We start from the raw sequence: 21,595 nt of genomic DNA, 5'->3' as shown, positions 1-21,595 counted from the left end.
ACTTATGCTCGCGAGCGTGAGAGCCATTCGCCGATTCACCGTCCGCAACGTGTTGCCCGAGCCGATCGCGGGTCTGGACGACCTGGCCCGCAACCTGCGCTGGTCCTGGCATGAGCCGACCCGCGCGCTGTTCGAGAGCATCGACTCGCAGCGGTGGCGGGAGGTGCGGGGCGAACCGGTGCGTCTGCTCGCGGGTACCCCCACCGAACGCCTGGCCGACCTCGCTGCGGATGAGGCCTTCGTGGTCCGCGTCCGGCAGCAGGTCCAGGAACTGCACGGCTACCTCGACGAGCCTCGCTGGTACCAGAGCGAGGCTGCGCGCCGAGCGGAGACCGGTGAGGACGCGCTGCCCGCGGCGGTGGCCTACTTCTCCGCCGAGTTCGGCATCACCGCGGCTCTGCCGCAGTACTCCGGCGGCCTGGGGATTCTCGCAGGTGACCACCTCAAGAGTGCCTCCGACCTGGGTGTGCCGATCATCGGCGTCGGGCTGCTGTACGACTCCGGCTACTTCCGCCAGTCGCTGACTCGAGACGGTTGGCAGCACGAGACCTACCCGCTGCTGGATCCGGACAACCTGCCGCTGACGCTGCTGCGCGAGGGTGACGGCGCCCCGGTGCGCATCAGCCTTCCCCTGCCGGGTGGGCGCACGCTGCACGCACAGGTGTGGCGGGCCGACGTGGGCCGCGTGCCGTTGCTGCTGCTGGATTCCCAGGTTCCCGACAACGACGAGGCTGCCCGCGGCGTCACCGACCGGCTCTACGGAGGCACCAGCGAGCACCGGCTGCAGCAGGAACTGCTGCTGGGCATGGGCGGGGTGAAGGCGGTACGTGCCCACACCCGGCTCTCCGGCGCCCCGACTCCGGAGGTGTACCACTGCAACGAGGGGCACGCCGGGTTCCTGGGCGTGGAGCGCGTGCGGGAACTCGTGGCCAGTGAGAACCTGCCCTGGGACGCGGCGGTAGAGGCGGTGCGGGCCGGCACCCTGTTCACCACGCACACCCCGGTTCCGGCCGGGATCGATCGGTTCGGCGCCGACCTGATCGCCACCTACTTCGGAGACGGCAACGCCATCGAGGGCGTCGACGTCGAGGATGTGCTGGCCCTGGGGCGGGAGACCTACCACGAGGGTGACCCGACCGTGTTCAACATGGCGGTGATGGGCCTGCGGATGGCGAAGTACGCCAACGGCGTAGCCCGGTTGCACGGCAGCGTCTCGCGGAGGATGTTCTCCGCGTTGTGGCCGGGTTTCCACACCAGCGAGGTGCCGATCACCTCGGTGACCAACGGGGTGCACGGCCCCACCTGGACCGATCCGCTGTTCACCGCGGCGCAGGCGGAGTACTTCACACCCGAGCAGATCGCCGACGGCTCAGGCTGGTTGAGCGAGCAGATGGACAACGCGACCCTGTGGCAGTTGCGCCGCCGGCTGCGTGAACGCCTGGTCGCCGATGCGCGCCAACGGGTGCACGCCTCGTGGCGGGGGCGCGGGGCATCTCCGGCCGAGTTGGGATGGGTAGAGGGCGTGCTGGACCCGGACGTGCTGACCATCGGGTTCGCGCGGCGGGTGCCCACGTATAAGCGGCTCACGCTGATGTTGCGCGACACCGACCGGCTCAAGGCGCTGCTGACCGACCCCGAACGCCCGGTGCAGATCGTGGTGGCCGGAAAGTCCCACCCGGCCGATGAGCAGGGCGTCAGCCTGATCCAGCGTCTGGTGCAGTTCGCCGACAGCGCCGAGGTCCGCCACCGGATCGTGTTCCTGCCCAACTACGACATCGAGATGGCCCAGACCCTCTACCCGGGCACCGACGTGTGGCTGAACAACCCGCTGCGCCCGCTGGAGGCGTGTGGGACCTCGGGGATGAAGGCGGCCCTGAACGGGTCCTTGAACCTGTCCATCCTGGACGGGTGGTGGGACGAGATGTACGACGGGCGCAATGGCTGGGCGATCCCGACCGCGGACGGCGTCGAGGACCCCGACCGGCGCGATGATCTCGAGGCCGCGGCGTTGTACGACCTGCTGGAGAATACCGTGGTGCCCCGGTTCTACGACCGGACCGACGGGGTGCCCGAGCGGTGGCTGGAGATGGTCCGCCACACCCTGGCCACGCTGGGCCCGAAGGTGCAGGCCACCCGGATGCTGCGCGAGTACGTGACCGAGTTGTACACCCCCACCGCGACGGCGGCCCGGGCGATGGATGGCCCGGGGCACTCCGGCGCGGTCGCCTTCGCGCAGTGGAAGCAGCGGCTGCGCGCGGCCTGGGACGGCGTGCGGGTGGACCATGTGGAGTCCGAGGGGGCGGGGGAGTCCGCCCAGGTGGGCCAGCGGATCACCGCGAACGCGTTCGTCTCGCTCGGCGAACTGGACCCGGCGGATGTGCGCGTGCAGGTCGTGTACGGCAGCGTCTTCGACAACGACGAGCTCGTGGACTTCTCGACGGCGGACCTGCACCACGCGGAGGCATACGAGCAGGGCCGGCACCGGTTCTCCCGCACCTTCACCATGGATCAGTCCGGATCGTTCGGCTACACCGTGCGGATCGTGCCGTCGCACGAGTTGCTGGTGGGGGACACCGAACTGGGACTGGTGGCCGCGGCATCGTAGCGGGTGTGCGACCCGGGCGGCCGGTTCGGTAGGCGGGTTACCCTTCCAGCATTCAAGCAGTAAGGCATTGCCAAATTTCGGTGCCTTCTGGTTGGGTGGCGGGTGCGTTCGAGGACGAACACGAAAGGCTCACCCATGGTGCATATGTCCCGCCGTCACCTGCTCGCCCTGGCTCCAGCGGGCCTGGCCGTCGCTGCCCTGAGGCCCCGGTTGCAGGCCCGGGCCGACGCGGTGACCGATCACGAGCGAATCCTGGCCAACACCGTGGCGATGGTCGCCGGCACCGGTGAGGTGAACGCCCACCCGGCGGCCGCCGCGTCGTTGCAGCGCATCCACGACACTGCCCGGACCCGGCTGAGGCAACTCGACACGGCCGGGCCGGATGAGGTCTTCGCCGGCGTGCCGCTCGGTGAGAACGAGGCCAACCTGTCCACCACGTTGCAGCGGTTGTACCAGATCGCCCTGGCTACCTGTACGCCCGGTGTGGAGTCGGATCTGGTCGGGGACGTCGAGGTACGTCAGCGCGTGCTCACCGAAGTGCACCGGGTGCACACCGACTTCCTCGCCGACACCGGTTCCGGCTATTACGGCAACTGGTACGCCTGGGAGATCGGGATCCCGACGCACCTGACCCGCACGCTTGTGCTGCTGGCCGAGGAGGCCGATCCGGAGCGGGTGGACGACTACGTCGCGGTCATGGATGACTACCTGCGCAACGGCTCCGACGGCGATGTGGATCTGGACTCGCGCTTCCACACCGGTGCCAACCTGGCCGACATCACCACCAACCGGATCCTGCAGGGCGCGCTCACCGGCGATTCCGGGCGGATCTCCAAGGCCGTCTCGGACCAGGCCACCGCCTATGCCACCATCGATCCCTACGACCTGCAGCACGGGGTCACCGACGGTTACTACGCCGACGGCTCCTTCATCCAGCACCACACAGTGGCCTACACCGGCTCCTACGGCCGCATCCTGCTGACCCGGGTGATGCAGACCATCAAGATCTTGGACGGGGCCGATGCCGGCTCGGATTCCACCGATCTGGCCGATGTGGTCTTCGACTGGGTCGCCGACGGGTTCGCCCCGCTGATCTTCGACGGCTGGATGATGGAGGCCGTCAAGGGCCGGGCCGTCTCGCGAACGAACTCCGGCTATGCCGACGTGGGGTCGGTCGCCGAGGCGGTGGTGGACCTGATCGACCGCACCTCACCCGAGCGCGCAGAACGGCTGGCCGGTTACGTCAAGCACCTGGCCACCGCGGCGGCCAATCCGCCGGACACCACCTCCTGGGTCTCCCCGGTCTCGGTGGTCCGGCACGCGCAGATCATGGCCGACGACGACGTCCGGGCGTCCGATCTGAACCCGGAGGCGTCGAGCGTGGCCTACAACGCGATGGAACGGATGGTCCACCGCCGGCCGGGGTTCGCGTTCACGGTCTCGCGCAGTTCGGAGCGGATCAGCAAGTACGAGTACATGAACGGGGAGAACCTGATGCCCTGGTTCTCCGGTGACGGCGCCTTCCACCTGTACCTGGCCGGTCAGGACCAGGAGGAAGCCTACGGCGCCCGGTTCCTGGCCACCGTCTCTCCCTACCGGTTGCCCGGCGTCAGCGCACCCGACGAGGAGCGCGCCACCATCCCTGAGCTGTACGGACAGTTCTGGTACGAGAACCCCTCCCACCCGCTGGAGTTCACCTCCTCCTCGGAGTCCCAGAACACCTACGTCTACTTCCCGGTGGGCACCACCGACCACTCCGGGGGCGTCACCCTGGACGGGTTCGGAAGTGCGGCGCTCGTGTTGTCCGACGACGTGGCCTACCGCGACAAGCAGGCCGGGCTGCTGCCGGAGGACTTCGTCGCCTACGCGGGGGTGCGCGGGGTGAAGTCCTGGTTCGGATTCGACGACGCCGTGGTGGTGCTGGCGGCCGGTATCACCGATCCGCTCGAGCGTGGGCCGGTGACGACCACCCTGGATGCCCGGGTGGCCGGCCCCCAGGACCAGGTCGAGATCACTGGCGCGAACCCTGGCGGCCGTCCGTGGACGGGGCAGGACCGTGCCGATCTGGCCTGGTTGCGGTGGGCGAACCAGAGCACGGGGGTCGCAGTGGCCTATGCGCTCCTGGACGGCGACCCGGTGGAGGTCCGTAACGAGCAGGTGGAGCAGAGCCTGCGTTCGGTGCGTGCCGGCAACCCCGACACCGTGGTGAGCCGGCAGGTCTTCACGGTCTCGGTCAGCCATGGGCGTCCGCAGCTGGCCTATGTCATCGTTCCCGGTGGCGACGCAGCGGTGGTCGATGCCTACCGCGATGGGGGCGTGCACGTGCTGGCCAATGACGAGCGCGCCCAGACCGTGCGCCACCCCGCCTCGGGCATCACCGCGATGAACAGTTTCTCCGCCGGCACCCACAGGGCCCGGTTGCTCAGCGTGGAGGGGCCGGCATGCGTGCTGATGCGTGAGCACGGGGGTGAGGTCGACATTGCCGTCTCCGATCCGACGATGGGCCGGTCGCAGATCCCGTTGACGTTGCGCGGTGGGCGGGCTCCCGAGGTGATCGAGGCCGATGAGGGCGTGCACGTCGAACCCGCCCCTGGCGGAACCCGGATCACCGCGCGAACAGATCAGGCTTTCGGGGCCACGTTCACCGCGCGGCTGAAGGTGCGCTGACCGCTGGCACCGGCGCAGCAACCGCGCCCCGGTCAGTAGACCATCTCCATCGCCTCGCGCACCTCGGAGAGGGTGGCGTCGGCGATCTCGTTGGCCTTGGCATTGCCCTCGCGCAGCACCCCCAGCAGGTACCCGGGGTCGGCGGCCAGTTCGGCGCGACGGGCACGTACCGGCCGCAGGCGCTCGTTGACCGCCTCGGTGACCAGCGCCTTGAGCGCACCACCCCCGCCGTCGCCGATCTGGGCGGCCAGGTCGCGGGGGTCCGCCCCGGAGCACAGCGCAGCCATGGACAGCAGATTCGCCACCGCCGGGCGGTCCTGCGGGTCATAGGTGATGTTCCGGTCGGAGTCGGTGACGGCGCGCTTGAGCGCCCGGGCCGTCTCGTCCTCGGTCATCGCCAGGTCGATGGTGTTGTGCTTGGACTTGGACATCTTGTGCACCCCGTCGGTGCCCAGCAGGTTCACCACCGGGGAGAGCAGCGCCTCCGGGGCGCCGAAGACCTGCCGTCCGCCGCCGTAGCGCTCGTTGAACCGGCGGGCGATCACCCGGGACATCTCCAGGTGCGGCAGCTGGTCCTTGCCCACCGGCACCAGGTTGGCCTTGCAGAACAGGATGTCGGCGGCCTGATGCACCGGGTAGGTGAGCAGCAGACCGCTCATCGGGCGTCCTCCGGAGGCCTCGAACTCCGCCTTGACGGTGGGGTTGCGGCGTAGTTCGGCGTCGGTGACCAGGGACAGGAACGGCAGCATCAGCTGGTTCAGGGCCGGAACCGCCGAGTGGGCGAAGATCGTGGACCTGGCCGGGTCGATGCCCACGGCCAGGTAGTCGGTGAGCAGTTCCAGCACCACATCGGCCAGCCGGCCGGTCTCGTCCCGGTCGGTGATGACCTGGTAGTCGGCCACCAGCACCATCGTCTCCAGGCCGAGATCCTGCAGGCGCACGCGGTTGACCAGGGTGCCCAGGTAGTGTCCCAGGTGCAGCCGCCCGGTGGGCCGGTCCCCGGTCAGCATGCGGAAGTTGCTCGGGTCGGTGGCCAGTTGCTGCTCGATCTGGTCGCTGCGGGCCTGCGCGGCGCTCAGCGACCGGTCCAGCGCCTCGGCGCTGTCCAGGTGGGGGCCGTCGGTACCGTCGATCTTGGTGTCAGAACTCACGGCGTCCAGCCTACTCGCCGGGCGGGCACCGATCGGCGGCTACTCAGGGCAGCGGCCCGCTCAGGTAGATCTGCATGCTCAGCGGCACGATCCGTACCGCCGAGCCCGGGGGTCGCACCGGTCCGGCCGGGCCGGGCCGCTCCCACGCCGAATCCCAGACCAGGCTGACGTCGTGCGGGCCGGCCAGCGGGACATCGGCCTCGGCCAGGGTGCCGTTGAAGAGCACCAGTGCCTGGGCAGCACCCGGTTCGGGCGGATGCCGCAGCATCTGCAGGATGCGCTGGTCGGCGTCGTGCCAGACGTCCAGTTCCATCGCCGAGCCGTTGCCATCGAACCAGGCCACTAGTGCGCTCCAGTCATAGGCACCGGAGGTGAAGGTCATGTACCGGTCGGTGCGCAGGGCCAGGTGCTCGCGGCGCAGGGCGAGCAGGTGCGTGGTGGTGGCCAACAGATCCTGCTGCCAGGGCTCGGTGTTCCAGTCCACCCACACCGAGGCGTCGTCGCGGGCGTAGGCGTTGTTGTTGCCGTTCTGGGTACGGCCGATCTCATCACCCGCGGTGAGCATCGGGGTGCCCGCCGAGACCAACAGCGTGCCCAGCAGCGCCCGGATCGACCGGCGCCGGGCGGTCTGGATCTCCGCATCCTCGGTGGGTCCCTCCGCACCGTGGTTGTAGGAGTGGTTGTTGTCGGAGCCGTCCCGGTTGTCCTCCCCGTTGCGCCAGTTGTGCTTGACGTCGTAGGAGGTCAGGTCCGCCAGGGTGAACCCGTCGTGGGCGGTCACGTAGTTCACCGACGACGTCGGCCCGCGTCCGCCCGGGATGCCGGTATGGGCGAACAGGTCGGCCGACCCGGCCAGCCGGGTGGCCAGGTCACGCAGGTCCTGCCCCTGCCCGCCCGAGCGCATCGAGGCGACATCGGAGAGCCAGAAGGATCGGGTCACATCGCGGAACCGATCGTTCCACTCCGCCATCGGGGCCGCGAACTGGCCGGTGCGCCACCCGTGCGGCCCCACGTCCCACGGCTCGGCGATCTGCTTCACCCCGGCCAGCACCGGATCGATCGCCATCGCCACCAGCAGCGGGTGCCGGGGGTCGAACTCGGTGCCGTTGCGACCCAGCGTGACCGCCAGGTCCAGCCGGAACCCGTCCACCCCGATCCGCTCGACCCAGTACCGCATCGAGTCGATCGCCATGGCCACCGCGTGCTGGGAGCGGAAGTCCACCGAGTTCCCGGTTCCGGTGACGTCCAGGTACCGGCCGTGGGTGCTGGTGGTGTGCAGGTAGTATCCGGCGTTGTCCAGCCCCCGCCAGGACAGCATCGGCCCGTCCACGCCACCTTCGGCGGTATGGTTGTACACCACGTCCAGGAGTACCTCCAGTCCCGCCTCATGCAGGGACTCGACCATCGCGCGGACCTCCTCGATCACCGCCGCAGGGCCGGCGGCGCGGGCTGCGGCGGTGGCGTAGGAGGGCTCGGGGGCGAAGAACGCCAGGGTGTTGTAGCCCCAGTAGTTCACCGCGCCGCGGCGTCTCAGGGCCGGTTCGGTGGCCTTGGCGAAGATGGGCAGCAACTCCACCGCGGTGATGCCCAGTCCCTGCAGGTGGGCGATGGTGGCCGGATGCGCCAGCCCGGCGTAGGTGCCCCGAAGTTCCTCCGGCACCCCGGGCAGCTGCATCGTCAGGCCCTTGACGTGAGCCTCGTAGATGACCGTCTCGGACCACCACAGGCGGGGCCGGTGCTCCACGACCTCGGGTTCTGCGACCACGACCCCGTGCGGTACGTAGGGAGCCGAGTCACGCCCGTCGGGCTCGTCGGACACCGGTTCCAGGTGCTCATCGACTACGCCGCCGTAGATCTGCGGAACCAGGTCCACCCCGCCGGTGACCGCACGGGCATAGGGATCCAGCAGCAACTTGCTCGGGTTGTGCCGGTACCCGTGGGCGATATCCCAGGGCCCGTGTACCCGCAGTCCGTACCGTTGCCCGGCGACCACCCCGGGCACGTGCCCGGACCAGCGCCCGTGGGTACCCGGGACCAGCCAGTAGCGGCGCTCCCGCAGGCCCCCGGCAGCGACGTCGAGCAGGCACACCTGAACCTGCGTGGCGTGCGGGGCGTGCACCACCACGTCCAGCCCGCCCGGGACCAGGTGGGCGCCGAGGCGTTCGCGCCGGGCGGCCAGGGAGGTCACGGTGCCGGCGTCGACCACCTCCGTGATCCGGGCATCGGTCATGCGCGCACTCACCACCGCTGAGCCACGTCCTCGGCCCAGCCGGTCAGGCCGTCCACGCTCACCCGGGCTCCGGTGGACTCGCTCATCCAGCCGGTGTAGTGACCGAAGCACTGATGACCTTCGGTGGCGACCACGCCCAGGCAGTTGCGCGAACTCTTGTCGTAGAAGGGCGTGAACGTCAGGTCGGCACGCTCACCCCGCATCCGCCACGGCGCCAGCCAGTTGCCCGGGTGGTAGGTCCAGGTGAGTTCCTCGCTGATCTTGTGCACGACGCCCTCGACCACCAGCGCGTTCTCGGTCGAACCGGTCCCCTCGGTCCACTTGGCGCCGATCTGCACCCCGATCCGCCTGCCGTCGACGATGCCGGAGGCCGCGCCCCAGTTCCACCGCATCCGGTAGGGCCATCGGCCCCGGCCGTGGTCGAGCACCGCCCAGGAGGAGCCCTCCGGTACCTCCTGGCGCACGCCGTCGACCCAAAGCCGCCCGGCGGCGGGACAGGCCACGTCCTTGACGGTGTACTGGAACAACCGCTCGCTCCAGGGCACCACCACGCCCATCGCCTCATGGCCGGGCGGCCGGGAGGCGAGCACATCGAAGCGCACCCGGGAGGTGATCGCCCGCAGCCGGGTGCCACCCTCGACCTCATCGATCGCGATGGCCAGGTCTGCGGCGTGGGCGCGCGCCGGGCCGTGGCCGAGCGTGCCCGGCAGCGTCGTGTCCACCGCGAACGGGGCCATCGCATTGGCCCCGATCGCTTCGCCGGTTGCGCGGTCGAACAGCCACACCTCGTGGACGCCGGCGTAGGAGATGTCGGAGATGGTCAGCGCCAGGATGTGCGTGGGCGTGGTGACGTTCCAGTACTCCCAGCGCTTGTTCCGGGCCCGGGCGTAGCGGCCACGCCCGATTCCGGAGGTATCGTGCAGGGGCTTACGGGTCCAACCGACGGCTTCGGGGTTCAACCGGCCATCGGGGCGGCACAACGCGACGCGTTCGGTGATCTCGCGCTCGATCATGGATGTCTCCTCACAGCGCGCCCCGACTCACCGACGTGATGCCGAGCCGGGGCGAGGTGGAGGCGGGCGGGCATGGTCCGATCGTAGGTCAGGGGATCTCCAGCAGGGCCACAGAACTGCTGTTGGTGGCGATGAGCGCGTCGCCTGCCAGGTGCAGGTTGCCGCGGCCGTAGCGCGTCCACAACTGCTCCCCGGTGGTCAGGTCCAGGCCCATCGCGCTGAAGGCGTTGACGATGGCCACCTCATCGGTCACCAGCACCGTGGTGATCGAGTTCATCCCGCGGATCTCCTCGCTCCAGCGCACCTGGGAACCGTCGGGGGCCAGGCTGAGCAACTCGTGGTCACTCATCAGGAAGGGGTCGGCCTGTGTGCCGGTGGCGATCGAACCACGCTCCACCCGCTGCACCGACGCTCCCACGTAGCCGCTGTCCCAGTCGGTGTGGTGCAGCGACTCACCGGCGATGTTGATCAGCACGTGCTCGCCCCGGTACGCCGGTAGGGCCAGGTCTACCCGCGCCGAGGACCAACGCTCGGTACCGTCGAGGTGGTACATCACCATGTGCCGGTACGAGTCGCACCCCAGGGCGTCCTCGGTGAGGAGGATCGGATAGCAGTGCCGGGGTGTGACATCTCCGGTGCCGGTGTCGACGAACAACGCCGTGGTCGAGGCGGACAGTGTCGCGTGCTCGCCCTCGTCCTGCCACTGCCGGGTGCTCATGATGGTGTGCTCGACGTCATCGACCTCGCGCTCGTAGAACATCGACTCCGCGTCGTCGATGTCGAGCAGGTCGACCGCCCAGGCCTCGGTGCCGTCGGTCACGTCGAGCAGGGTGAGGCGGTCGTAGGTCCGGGCGTCCGACTCGGCCAGCACCAGCAGGCCGGCATCGGTCAGGTGCACCCCCCACGCCCCGGTGAGCGGTGCCTGCCAGGAGGTCAGTTCGTCGCCGCTGGCGGCGTCGAGCACGTGCCCGGTCCAGGCCGAACCGCCGGGGGCCTCCTGGGATAGGCACACCACCGTGCCGTCCGGGCCGGTGCGCGCGCTGCAGTGGGACCGGTCGAGGTCCTGGCGCCACCGCACCGACCCGTCCCGGGGATCCAGGCCCAGCAACGCCCGGGACGTGTCCTGCTCGACCATCATGACCCACGTGTCCTCGGTGGTGACGATCTCGGTGCCGGCCGAGGTATACCGGTCGGGTGAGTCCACGGGCACCAGCGAGCTGTAGCCGCCGTCCGGGTCCAACTCGGGCACCTCCGTCTCCCAGATCACCTCGAAGTCCGCCGCGACGCGCTCGGACAGGTCAGTGCCCCCGGGAGCAGCGAGGAGCAGCCCGGCCACCACAGGGATCACCACGCACGCGGCGACCAGAACCAGGACCGGGCGGATCCACTGGCGCCTCGGTACCGCTCCGGATCGCCCCGTCCGGCGGGGCCGGGACCCAGGCGGTGTGGCTGCGGACCGGGCAAGGCCACCTCGGTTGCGGCCGCGGCCGGATCGGTCACCGTCGCGGCCGGAGGGGATGGAGGTGGATGCGGCGGCCGTGGTAGAGGCCGGGGCGGCGGCGCCACCGGCCCGTGCCGAGGCGCCGAACCGGGTGTGCCGGGCGGTGGGCCAACCGGCCTCGGTCCGGCGTTGCTCCCGTGCCAGCCGTCCGGCCAGGGCCGGATCGAGCCGGGCGGGTTGGTTCACCCACCCCGGGACCTGATGGCGCGGGCGCTTCCTGCGCTGGGCGCGCCGGACCCGGCGGCGGGAGCCACGGCCGGTGCCGGCCGTGCTGGTGCGGCCCGCGGTGGACTCCGGTGGCAGTGCGCTGCGGTAGGGGTTGGCAGGCCCGGTGGGCCCGGCATCGTCCTGACCGTAGTAGTCGGCCAGGTACTGCTTGCGCGCGCGTTTGGCCGCGCGCCGGTCCGACCAACGCCCCACGTTCCGCCCTTCCCACGCCCTGCCCCGCACAGACTAACCGCTCCGCCCCCGTGCGGCTCCTGGGTGTGCTGGATCACCGCCCCTGGGCAACGGGTCGACCGGCTTCGTACACTCGAACGTTGTGACGATCTATCTGGACCACGCGGCCACCACCCCGGTGCGCCCGGAGGTGGCGCAGACCTACGCCGAGGCCTGCGCCGTGGTCGGCAACCCCTCCTCCCTGCACGCCGACGGGCGGCGCACCCGGCGGATGCTGGAGGAGGCCCGCGAGCAGGTAGCCGCCCTCCTGGGAGCCCACCCCACCGAGGTGATCTTCACCTCCGGCGGCACCGAGGCCGACAACCTGGCCGTGACGGGCACCTGGCTCGGGGTCAGTGCCGCCCAACCGCAGCGCCGGGAGGTGGTGACCTCCGCCGTCGAGCATCACGCGGTGCTGGAGACCGCCCAGGCGCTCGCCGACACCCACGGTGCGCCGCTGCACCTGGCGCCGGTGGACGAGCAGGGGCGCGTGCGCATCGAGGAACTGACCGATCTGTTGGCCGGCCACGGTGAGCGGGTGGTGCTGGTCTCGCTGATGTGGGCGAACAACGAGACCGGCACGATCCAGCCGGTCCGCGAGGTCGCGGCCCTGGCGCGCGATCACGGGATCCTGGTGCACTCCGATGCGGTGCAGGCGGTGGGCCGGGTACCCGTGGACTTCGCCGCTTCGGACCTGGACATGCTGAGCCTGTCCGGACACAAGCTCGGGGCCCCGGTCGGCATCGGGGCGCTGCTCGCGCGCCGCGAGGTGCCGTTGACGCCGGTGCTGCACGGTGGCGGACAGGAACGTTCGGTCCGCTCGGGCACGGTGCCGGTGGCCGGGGCGGTGGCCCTGGCGCGTGCGATGGAGATGGCCGAGCAGGAGCGTGAGATCGAGCATGCCCGGCTCTCGGCACTGGCGACCGTACTGATCGGCGGGGTTCGTGACACCGTGCCGGGCGCAGTGCTGCGGGGGCCGGAGCCCGGCCCGGACCGGCTCGCCTCCCACGTGCTGCTGACGATCGAGAACACCGATGCCGAGGCGGTCCTGTTCGGTCTGGACATGGCGGGGATCTCCGCCGCGTCCGGGGCGGCGTGCGTGGCCGGGGTGAACCAGCCCTCGCACGTACTGGAGGCGATGGGCCTGGACGAGGCAGGCGCCCGTTCCGGACTTCGGCTGACCCTGGGACACACCAGTACCCCGGCAGATATCGAGGCCGTGCTGGAGGCGCTGCCCGAGGTGGTCCGGCGAGCCCGGGCCGCCTACAGCCCCAGACGCGGTGACCAGATGGAGGTGGCCTGATGAGAGTTCTGGCAGCACTGTCCGGCGGGGTGGACTCGGCGGTCGCGGCCGCCCGTGCGGTCGATGCCGGCCACGAGGTGGTCGGGGTGCACATGGCGCTGTCGCGCTCGCGGGCCCAGCACCGCACCGGCTCCCGCGGGTGTTGTTCGATCGAGGACGCCTCCGATGCCCGCCGCGCCGCCGACGTGCTCGGCATCCCGTACTACGTCTGGGACCTGTCGGAGGAGTTCGAGGACACCGTGGTGGCCGACTTCCTGTCCGAGTACGAGGCGGGGCGCACCCCGAACCCGTGCGTGCGCTGCAACGAGCACATCAAGTTCGCCGCGCTTGCCGACCGCGGGATGGCGCTGGGGTTCGACGCCGTGGCGACCGGGCACTACGCCCGGATCGTGACGGGCACCAGCGGCGATCTGGAGTTGCATCGGGCGGTGGACGAGGCCAAGGACCAGTCCTACGTGCTGGCCGTGATGGGCCCGGAGCGGTTGGCCCGTTCGCTGTTCCCGCTGGGGGATGTGGCCTCCAAGGACGAGGTGCGAGCGGAGGCGCAGCGCCGCGGTCTGGGCGTGTCGGCGAAGCCGGACTCCTACGACATCTGTTTCGTGGCCGACGGCGACACCAAGGGTTTCCTGCGCGATCGCCTGGGCTCGCGGCCCGGTGAGGTGGTCGACGCCGACGGCCAGGTGGTCGGAGAGCACGACGGTGCCTATGCCTACACCGTGGGCCAACGCCGTGGTCTGGGTCTGAACCGCCCGGCGCCCGACGGCAGGCCCCGGTACGTGCTGGAGGTGGACCCGGCGGCGAACAAGGTCGTCGTGGGCGCCAGTGAATTGCTCAGCGTGCACCACATCGCCGCCGGTGAGGTGGTCTGGTTCGCCGGCGAGTCGCCGGTGGCCGAGGCGTTCGAGGCGCAGGTGCAGTTGCGTGCGCACGGCCAACTGGTCGACGCGTCCGTGGTGCGGACCGAGGACGACGTGCACGTGACCTTGGTCGACCCGATGCGCGGGATCGCCCCGGGCCAGTCGTTGGTGGTCTACGACGGAACCCGGGTGCTGGGCCAGGCGACCATCAGCGCCGCGGGCCGGGCCGCACGCGAGCAACTCTCCGAGCAGGCGCCGGTGGCGGCCCGCTGAACCCGCCCGGACCTGTCAGAAGGGGAACGGCACGCCGAGGTTCTGCCGCAGCCAGGCGATCAGGAGCGTCATCGCGCCCGCGGCCAGTGTCACCAGCACCACCCCGGCGGTGTTCCGGGTCCGTTTGATGCGGCCGCCACCGATCATGCTCACCACCAGCGCCGCCATCCCGGTGATGGCGGTGGCCAGCAGTCCGCTCCCGGTGTCCTCGGTGCCCGGGCATTCGATGGTGGACAGTCCGTCGGCACACAGCTGCTGGTTCAGCCAGATCAGCAGCATCAGGATCACGGTGAGGGGAGTGATGCTCAGGGAGACGAAGGAGCCGAGAGCGGTCAGCACGGGCGAGCGGTGCGGGGGGCGGTCGTCATAGGGGTAGCGCTCGTCGGTCGCTCGCGGTGAGTCCGGTTCGTCCTGGCGGTTCCGGTCCAGGATCTGCCCGCCCACGTGCGAGGCGTAGGGGTCGGACGTGGGCTCGGTGGTTGCGGGACCGACCTGAGTCATGACGCGGGTCGCGGGTGTGTGCTGGTCAGCCCGGTCCCGGGCCGAACGGCCGCGTCGCCCGGTGTCCACGGTGGTCGGGACTCGGTTCGGGTCGCTGTAGGGGTCATAGATCGTCATGGCGGCCTCAGCCCATCGCCCGGATCAGGGTTCCGGCCAGGATGACCATGGCGAGCAGGCTCAGCACCAGGCCATCCCCGGCACGGCGGGCATTGGCCACCCGGGCGCCGCGGAACAGGCTGAACGTGGCGAGCACCGCCGCCAGCGGCCACCACATGTGTCGCCATACCGGCTCGCTGGTCACGCAGGACAGGTCGCCGCCGGCCTCCTCACACGCCGCGACCGCGTCCGAGGCACGCGTCACCAACTCCGGGGTGAAACGCCATACCGACCAGACGAGGCCGGCGAGCAGAGCGAACTGGACCAGGCCGGCAAGGATCCCGAGGCCGCGGTGGCGACGAGACGGCGGCCGGGGTACAGCCGGACCCGTGGGCCCGGCCGGCGCAGGGTCGGGCAGGGCCTGCGTCCGCAGCTCGGGTGCGCGGCGTGCGGGGTACGTCACGGACCTATCCCACCACATGGGCCGATGTGGGCGACTGGGTACAGAATGGGGGTTGATGAACGCCGAGCAGACACTTCCCGACGATCTGTCCTCGGGCGACCCCGGTTCCCGGGCACGGTGGACCGAACTCGCCGAACAGATCCGCGACGCCCAGTTCGCCTACTACGTGCGTGACGCCCCGATCATGTCCGATGCCCGCTTCGATGAGTTGCTGCGGGACCTGCAGGAACTGGAGGCGGCTCACCCGGAGTTGCGCAACCCGGACTCACCCACGCAACAGGTCGGCGGGACGTTCTCCACCGAGTTCACCGCGGTGGACCATCTGGAGCAGATGATGTCGCTGGACAACGCCTTCACCGACGAGGAACTCCAGGCGTGGTGGGAGCGGGTGCTGCGCGAACTGGAGACCGATGCCGTCCCGCTGCTGGGGGAACTCAAGATCGACGGCCTGGCCGTCTCGGTGGTGTACGAAGAGGGCCGGCTGGTGCGAGCGGTCACCCGCGGCGATGGACGCACCGGTGAGGATGTCACGCTGAACGTGCGCACCATCGAGGGCCTGCCGCACGTGCTCACCGCCACGGAGGAGCGCCCGGTGCCCGACCTGATCGAGGTTCGGGGCGAGGTGTTCCTGCCCCAGGAGAAGTTCGCCGAACTCAACGCCGCTCAGGTCGAGGCCGGCAAGGCCCCGTTCGCCAACCCCCGCAACGCCGCAGCCGGGTCATTGCGGCAGAAGGACCCGAGGGTCACTGCATCCCGGCCGCTGGGTCTGTACGCCCACGGGATCGGTGCGCTGACCTGGGGCGGGCAGCGCCCGGCCGACCTGACGCGACAGTCCCAGGTCTACGACCTGCTGCGCTCCTGGGGGGTGCCCACCTCCGAGCGCAACCAGGTCGCACCGGACCTGGCTGAACTGCGCGAGATGATCGCCTACTACGGCCAGCACCGCGACGAGGTCGCTCACGAGATCGACGGCGTGGTGATCAAGGTGGACCTGATCGACGCCCAGCGCCGGCTCGGGTCCACCTCCCGGGCGCCACGGTGGGCGATCGCCTACAAGTACCCACCGGAGGAGGTCAACACCACGTTGCTGGACATCCGGGTGAACGTGGGTCGCACCGGCCGGGTCACGCCCTACGGCGTGATGGAACCGGTCCTGGTGGCCGGTTCCACGGTGGAGATGGCCACCCTGCACAATGCCAGTGAGGTGCGCCGCAAAGGCGTGCTGATCGGCGACACCGTGGTGCTGCGCAAGGCCGGGGACGTGATTCCGGAGATCCTCGGACCGGTGGTGGCGCTGCGCGACGGCACCGAGCGTGAGTTCGTGATGCCCTCCCACTGTCCGGCGTGCGGCACCGAACTGGCACCGGCCAAGGAAGGCGACGTGGACATTCGGTGCCCGAACGCGCGGACCTGCCCGGCGCAGTTGCGTGAGCGGCTGTTCGCGCTAGCCGGGCGGGGCGCATTCGACATCGAGGCGCTCGGCTGGGAGGGCGCCGGTGCGTTGCTGACCTCCGAGGTGCTCCACGATGAAGCGGATCTGTTCGACCTGACCCCGGAGAAACTACGTACGGTGCCCCTGTACACCCGCACGGCGAAGAAGACCGATCCCGAGGAGGCGGTGCTGGCTGGGCGCGTCCTGTCGGCCTCGGGGGAGAAGTTGTTGGCCAACCTGCAGCAGGCCAAGACGGCACCGCTGTGGCGGGTGCTGGTGGCGCTGTCGATCCGGCACGTGGGCCCCACGGCGGCCCGGGCGCTGGCGGCCCACTTCGGCTCCCTGGACGCGATCCGGGCCGCGGGCGTGGAGGAACTGGCTGCGGTGGAGGGAGTGGGCCCGACCATCGCCGAGGCACTGGTGGAGTGGTTCAGCCACGACTGGCATGTGGCGATCGTGGACCGGTGGTCCGCTGCCGGGGTGGTGATGGCCGATGAGCGCGACGAGTCGGTCACACGCACCCTCGAGGGCCTCACGGTGGTGGTGACCGGGTCGATGGAGCACTTCACCCGGGACGGGGCCAAGGAGGCCATCGTGAGCCGGGGCGGCCGGGCAGCGGGGTCGGTGTCGAAGAAGACCGACTTCGTCGTCGTCGGTCCCGGTGCCGGGTCCAAGGAAGCCAAGGCCCGCGAACTGGGCCGGCCCATCCTGGACGAGGCGGGATTCGAGGCGTTGCTGGCCGGCGGGCCGGAGGCGGTCGCCGACCTCATCGAACCGGACCCCGGGGGGTGACGCGCGTTGACGGGGCGGTAGCGGATCCCGCCGGAGTGGGGTAGGGAGGAGATATGTCTCGTCCCCAGCAGGAACTGATCAGTGACTCCCTGGCGCAGCAACTGCAGGATGCCGGGCTGGTCTGGCACCCCGAGGCCGGCGACCACTTCCGGATCCGCGCTCAGGCCCTGGCCGAGGACGTGTTCATCCTCTCCCACATGGTGATCGAGGCCCGCGAGTTCGACACCGGCACCGTGCTGCGGTTCAACGGCACCACGGAATGGGCACTGGACAGCGTGGCCAAGGAGGATGCGCTGTGGTTGCCCCGAGAGGACCAGTTGCGCGACCGGCTCGGCGGGGCCTTCGTGCGCTTGGAACGCGTCGGCGACGACTACGAATTGACCACCCGCTCCCATGACGGCGCCGAGGCCACCTACACCGGCCGCACACCCGCCGAGGCCTACGGGCAGGGGCTACTGGACCTGGTGCGCCACGCCGTCGAACCGGCCTGACCCGGCCCGCTCATCCCTGGCCGGTCCGTTCATCCCCGGGCGGCCCGGTCACTCCCGGGCGGCCCGTTCATCCCCGGGCGGCCCGGTCACTCCCGGGCGGGCGAGCCATAGCCACCGCCGCCGGGCGTTTCGATGACGAAGGTGTCCCCGGCGGAAGCGTCCACCGAATCACACCCGGCCATCTCGGTGGTGGACCCGTCGGGATGCTCCACCCAGTGCCGGCCCAGGGCCCCGGGCAGCCCGCCGGCCATCCCGTACGGGGGGATCCGACGGTGTCCGCTGAGCACCGTGACGGTGACGTCCTGGGTGAACTGCAGCCGCCGTCGTCCGCCGTCGCCGCCGCGGAACCGGCCGGCCCCGCCGCTTCCGCGCCGGATCTGGTAGGCATCGACGCGCACCGGCAGCCGCCATTCCAGCACCTCGGGGTCGGTGAGCCAGGAGTTGGTCATATGGGTCTGCACCACGTCGGTGCCGTCGAAACCGTCTCCGGCACCGGAGCCGGAGGACAACGTCTCGTAGTACTGGTGCTCGTCGTTGCCGAAGGTCACGTTGTTCATCGTCCCCGCTCCCTCGGCCTGAACCCCCAGGGCGGCGTACAGCGCGCCGGTAATGGCCTGGGAGGTCTCCACGTTCCCCGCCACCACCGCCGCCGGGTAGGTGGGGGCGAGCATGGACCCTTCGGGGATGATGATCTCCAACGGTTCCAGGCAGCCGTCGTTCAGCGGTATCTCATCGTCGACCAGGGTGCGGAACACGTACAGCACCGCGGCCTTGGCCACCGCTGAGGGGGCGTTGAAGTTGGACTCCAGTTGCTCGCTGGTCCCGGTGAAGTCGATCGTGGCGGTGCGGTGCGCAGGATCGGGCGTGATCCGCACGTCGATGACGGCGCCGCTGTCCATCTCGTAGGAGTAGCTGCCCGCGTCCAGGGCGTCGATCACCCGGCGCACCGCCTCGGCGGCGTTGTCACGGACGTGGCCCATGTAGGCCTGCACCACCTCCGGGCCGAACGTGCCGACCATGGCCCGTAGTTCGGCCACACCGCGTTCGTTGGCCGCGACCTGCGCACGCAGATCCGCCAGGTTCGCCCGGGGGTTGCGGCTGGGGTGGGGACCGGAGGTGAGCAGATCGATGGTCTCGGCCTCCCGCATCCGGCCGTCGGAGACCAGTAGCCAGTTGTCGATCACCACCCCCTCCTCGTCGAGATGGCGGCTGAATGCCGGCATCGAACCGGGCGTGATCCCGCCGATCTCGGCGTGGTGGCCCCGGGAGGCGACGAAGAACTGCAGGTCCTGGCCGATGAACACCGGGGTCACCACGGTCACATCGGGCAGGTGGGTGCCCCCGTTGTACGGATCGTTCAGCGCGAACACCTGCCCGGGACCGATGGTGCCGGCATTGCGGCGCATCACCATCCGGATGCTCTCGCCCATCGAACCCAGATGCACCGGGATGTGCGGGGCGTTGGCGATCAGGTTCCCCTGCGCATCGAAGATCGCACAGGAGAAGTCCAGCCGTTCCTTGATGTTCACCGATTGGGCGGTGCCGCGCAGGCGCACTCCCATCTGCTCGGCGATCGACATGAACAGGTTGTTGAAGATCTCCAGGCGCACCGGGTCGCGTTCGGTGCTCACCCGGACCTCATCGGCGTCGCGTACGGCGCGCAGCAGCAGGTTGCCCGAGGAGGTGGCCCGCGCCGACCAACCGGCCTCGACGACGGTGGTCGAGGTGTCCTCGGCGATGATGGCCGGGCCGTTGACCACCTGGCCGGTCGGCAGGTCCGCGCGCTCGTACAGCGGCACCTGCTGCCAGGCGTCGGTGATGAACATGGGCACCTGAGCGCGCGCCTCGACCGGCGCACCGGTGGTGGCGCTGTCGCCGTTCGCGGGGTCGCCGTCGACGTCCTCATCCTCGGTGAGTTCGATGCCGGAGGAGACCACGGCCTCCACCGAGACGGCCTCGACGATCACCTCCTTGTCCGACATCAGGAACGAAAAACGCCTGCGGTAGGCGGCCTCGAAGTCGGCGAGCATCTGATCGGCCTGCCCCAGCGGCACCTGCAGGGAGGTGTCGGTACCGGCGTAGCGCAGGTGGGCGCGCGCGTGCACCTCGTCGGCCCCGGCACCCAGTTCCGCGGCGGCCTCCGTGGCCAACTCGCCCGCGAGCTGTTCCAGGTGCTCGCTCAGGTCCGCGGCCAGGGGCGCTTCGATGCTGCGCTCGCGCATCGCCGTCAGGTCGGCCAGGCCCATCCCGTAGGCGGACAGCACCCCGGCCAGGGGATGGATGAGCACACGGGTGATCCCCAGTTCATCAGCCACCGCGCAGGCATGCTGGCCACCGGCGCCACCGAACGTGCTCAGGGTGTAGTCGGACGTGTCGTAGCCGCGCTGGATGGAGATCTTCTTGATGGCGTTGGCCATGTTCGCCACCCCGATCTGGCGAAAACCTGCCGCGACCTGCTCGGGGGAGCGCCCGTCGTCGATCCGGGCGGCCAACTCGGCGAACGTGGTGGCCACGATCTCGGTGTCCAGCGGCTGGGTCCCGTCCCCGAACACCCGGGGGAAGAACTCGGCGTGGATGCGTCCGAGCATCACGTTCGCATCGGTCAGGGTCAGCGGGCCCCCGGCCCGGTAACTGGCCGGCCCGGGCCGGGCGCCGGCAGAGTCCGGCCCCACCCGGTAGCGGGAGCCGTCGAAGTGCAGGATCGATCCGCCGCCGGCGGCCACGGTGTGGATGGACATCATCGGTGCGCGCATCCGCACCCCGGCCACCTGTGTCTCGAACTGGCGCTCGTACTGACCGGCGAAGTGCGACACATCCGTGGAGGTGCCGCCCATGTCGAAGCCGATCACCTTGTCGAACCCCGCCGCCTGGGAGGTGCGGGCCATCCCCACGATCCCGCCGGCCGGCCCGGACAGGATGGCGTCCTTGCCGCGGAACGCCTCCGCGGGGGCCAGGCCGCCGCTGGACTGCATGAACGACAACTCGGTGCCGGGCAACTGGTCCTGCACCCCGGCGATGTACCGGTCGATCAACGGGGACAGGTAGGCGTCCACCACGCATGTGTCGGCCCGGGAGATGAGTTTCATCAGCGGGCTGACCTCCGCCGAGGTCGAGACCTGGGTGAAGCCCACCTCGCGGGCGATCTGTGCGGCCTGCTGCTCGTGGACGGGCTCGCGGTAGGAGTGCAGGAATGCGATCGCCACCGCCCGGTAACCCTCAGCGCGCGCGGCTGCGAGTTCGTCTCGCAGCGCCTCGGCCCGGAGCGGCCGCAGCACCTGGCCATCGGCGCCCAGGCGTTCGTCGGCCTCGATCGTGTGGGTGTGCAGGAGCTCGGCCAGCACGATCTGTCGGTCGAAGATGCGGGGCCGGTCCTGGTAGCCGATGCGCAACGCGTCGGCGAACCCGGCGGTGATCACCAGCACGGTGGGCTCGCCGCGGCGTTCCAGCAACGCGTTGGTGGCGATGGTGGTGCCCATCTTGACCGCATCGATCCGTTCGCCGGTGGGCAGCAGGCGGCCGATCGCCTCCACGGCGGCGTCGTCGTAGCGTTCGGGGTCCTCCGAGAGCAGTTTGTGGGTGTGCAACTCGCCGTGGCTGTCGCGGGCCACCACGTCGGTGAACGTCCCACCGCGGTCGATCCAGAACTGCCAGCCCATCGCGCCTCCCGGGTCGTGCGATCTCCCGGTTCACCGTAGCGCGGGCGGGGCGGGGTGGCCCCCGGGGTGTCGGCGTGTGCACGTGCGCTCAGGTGCGACGTTCTTCGGGCAGTGATCACAATCCGG

The 21,595-nt window shown here is 70.2% G+C and carries 13 protein-coding genes; 6 read left to right on the top strand and 7 right to left on the bottom strand.

The genetic code is table 11. The annotated features are described in order from the left end of the window. Nucleotides 1-16 precede the first annotated feature (16 nt). Together glgP and ACO0LV_RS14135 are read left to right on the top strand one after the other, a co-directional pair. Nucleotides 17-2,605 carry an alpha-glucan family phosphorylase gene (glgP, locus tag ACO0LV_RS14140; RefSeq protein WP_424788558.1) on the top strand — a complete coding sequence of 863 codons (2,589 nt, stop codon included), beginning with the start codon at nt 17-19 and terminating at the stop codon, nt 2,603-2,605. A gap of 135 nt (nt 2,606-2,740) precedes the next feature. Next, nucleotides 2,741-5,272 carry a polysaccharide lyase family 8 super-sandwich domain-containing protein gene (locus tag ACO0LV_RS14135; protein WP_424788557.1) on the top strand — a complete coding sequence of 844 codons (2,532 nt, stop codon included), beginning with the start codon at nt 2,741-2,743 and terminating at the stop codon, nt 5,270-5,272. 32 nt (nt 5,273-5,304) lie between these two features. Here the strand turns inward: ACO0LV_RS14135 and trpS are convergent, their stop codons facing one another. From trpS to ACO0LV_RS14115, 4 genes are all read right to left on the bottom strand, one after another. Continuing rightward, the gene (gene trpS / locus ACO0LV_RS14130; RefSeq protein WP_424788670.1) at nt 5,305-6,405 is read right to left on the bottom strand and encodes a tryptophan--tRNA ligase; all 1,101 of its coding nucleotides are present in this window, start codon (nt 6,403-6,405) and stop codon (nt 5,305-5,307) included. 61 nt (nt 6,406-6,466) lie between these two features. Continuing rightward, nucleotides 6,467-8,653 carry a glycogen debranching protein GlgX gene (gene glgX / locus ACO0LV_RS14125; RefSeq protein ID WP_424788556.1) on the bottom strand — a complete coding sequence of 729 codons (2,187 nt, stop codon included), beginning with the start codon at nt 8,651-8,653 and terminating at the stop codon, nt 6,467-6,469. A gap of 8 nt (nt 8,654-8,661) precedes the next feature. Beyond that, on the bottom strand, nt 8,662-9,666 hold the full coding sequence (locus ACO0LV_RS14120; protein ID WP_424788555.1) for a DUF2804 domain-containing protein: 1,005 nt from the start codon (nt 9,664-9,666) through the stop codon (nt 8,662-8,664). 88 nt (nt 9,667-9,754) lie between these two features. Further along, nucleotides 9,755-11,587 (bottom strand): PQQ-binding-like beta-propeller repeat protein, encoded by a 1,833-nt coding sequence (locus tag ACO0LV_RS14115; RefSeq protein ID WP_424788554.1) that lies wholly within the window; start codon nt 11,585-11,587, stop codon nt 9,755-9,757. A gap of 121 nt (nt 11,588-11,708) precedes the next feature. On the opposite strand from ACO0LV_RS14115, the gene ACO0LV_RS14110 reads away from it, so the two are divergent. Together ACO0LV_RS14110 and mnmA are read left to right on the top strand one after the other, a co-directional pair. Further along, nucleotides 11,709-12,908, top strand: a complete 1,200-nt coding sequence (locus tag ACO0LV_RS14110) for a cysteine desulfurase family protein (RefSeq protein WP_424788553.1) — start codon at nt 11,709-11,711, stop codon at nt 12,906-12,908. Beyond that, a complete protein-coding gene (gene mnmA, locus ACO0LV_RS14105; RefSeq protein WP_424788552.1) occupies nt 12,908-14,038 on the top strand; it encodes a tRNA 2-thiouridine(34) synthase MnmA in 1,131 nt (376 codons plus the stop codon). Before ACO0LV_RS14110 ends, mnmA begins: the two co-directional genes overlap by 1 nt. 15 nt (nt 14,039-14,053) lie before the next feature. Here mnmA and ACO0LV_RS14100 read toward each other — a convergent pair whose 3' ends face one another. Continuing rightward, nucleotides 14,054-14,656: a hypothetical protein gene (locus ACO0LV_RS14100; protein WP_424788551.1), complete on the bottom strand. Its 603-nt coding sequence runs from the start codon at nt 14,654-14,656 to the stop codon at nt 14,054-14,056. Between the two features lie 7 nt (nt 14,657-14,663). Further along, nucleotides 14,664-15,098, bottom strand: a complete 435-nt coding sequence (locus ACO0LV_RS14095) for a hypothetical protein (protein ID WP_424788550.1) — start codon at nt 15,096-15,098, stop codon at nt 14,664-14,666. 55 nt (nt 15,099-15,153) lie between these two features. On the opposite strand from ACO0LV_RS14095, the gene ligA reads away from it, so the two are divergent. Both ligA and ACO0LV_RS14085 read left to right on the top strand, forming a co-directional pair. Next, nucleotides 15,154-17,322, top strand: coding sequence for an NAD-dependent DNA ligase LigA (gene ligA, locus ACO0LV_RS14090; RefSeq protein ID WP_424788549.1), 2,169 nt, complete (start codon nt 15,154-15,156; stop codon nt 17,320-17,322). A 53-nt stretch (nt 17,323-17,375) separates the two neighbouring features. Continuing rightward, on the top strand, nt 17,376-17,813 hold the full coding sequence (locus tag ACO0LV_RS14085) for a pilus assembly protein CpaE (RefSeq protein ID WP_424788548.1): 438 nt from the start codon (nt 17,376-17,378) through the stop codon (nt 17,811-17,813). 86 nt (nt 17,814-17,899) lie between these two features. On the opposite strand, the gene ACO0LV_RS14080 is transcribed toward ACO0LV_RS14085, so the two are convergent. After that, nucleotides 17,900-21,469, bottom strand: a complete 3,570-nt coding sequence (locus ACO0LV_RS14080; RefSeq protein ID WP_424788547.1) for a hydantoinase B/oxoprolinase family protein — start codon at nt 21,467-21,469, stop codon at nt 17,900-17,902. Between the last annotated feature and the right edge of the window lie 126 nt (nt 21,470-21,595).

The sequence above is a fragment of the Pseudactinotalea sp. Z1739 genome, assembly GCF_049725055.1.
Classification (GTDB): domain Bacteria; phylum Actinomycetota; class Actinomycetes; order Actinomycetales; family Beutenbergiaceae; genus CALKWS01.
Note: the sequence above shows the minus strand (reverse complement) of the source record. Positions and strands in the feature narration are given on the sequence as shown.

Excerpts from the sequence above, each read along its gene's own strand:
- glgX (WP_424788556.1), bottom strand. The coding sequence starts at position 8,653 with ATGACCGATGCCCGGATCACGGAGGTGGTCGACGCCGGCACCGTGACC.
- ACO0LV_RS14135 (WP_424788557.1), top strand. The coding sequence starts at position 2,741 with ATGGTGCATATGTCCCGCCGTCACCTGCTCGCCCTGGCTCCAGCGGGC.
- ACO0LV_RS14085 (WP_424788548.1), top strand. The coding sequence starts at position 17,376 with ATGTCTCGTCCCCAGCAGGAACTGATCAGTGACTCCCTGGCGCAGCAA.
- ACO0LV_RS14120 (WP_424788555.1), bottom strand. The coding sequence starts at position 9,666 with ATGATCGAGCGCGAGATCACCGAACGCGTCGCGTTGTGCCGCCCCGAT.
- mnmA (WP_424788552.1), top strand. The coding sequence starts at position 12,908 with ATGAGAGTTCTGGCAGCACTGTCCGGCGGGGTGGACTCGGCGGTCGCG.
- ACO0LV_RS14100 (WP_424788551.1), bottom strand. The coding sequence starts at position 14,656 with ATGACGATCTATGACCCCTACAGCGACCCGAACCGAGTCCCGACCACC.
- ACO0LV_RS14080 (WP_424788547.1), bottom strand. The coding sequence starts at position 21,469 with ATGGGCTGGCAGTTCTGGATCGACCGCGGTGGGACGTTCACCGACGTG.
- ligA (WP_424788549.1), top strand. The coding sequence starts at position 15,154 with ATGAACGCCGAGCAGACACTTCCCGACGATCTGTCCTCGGGCGACCCC.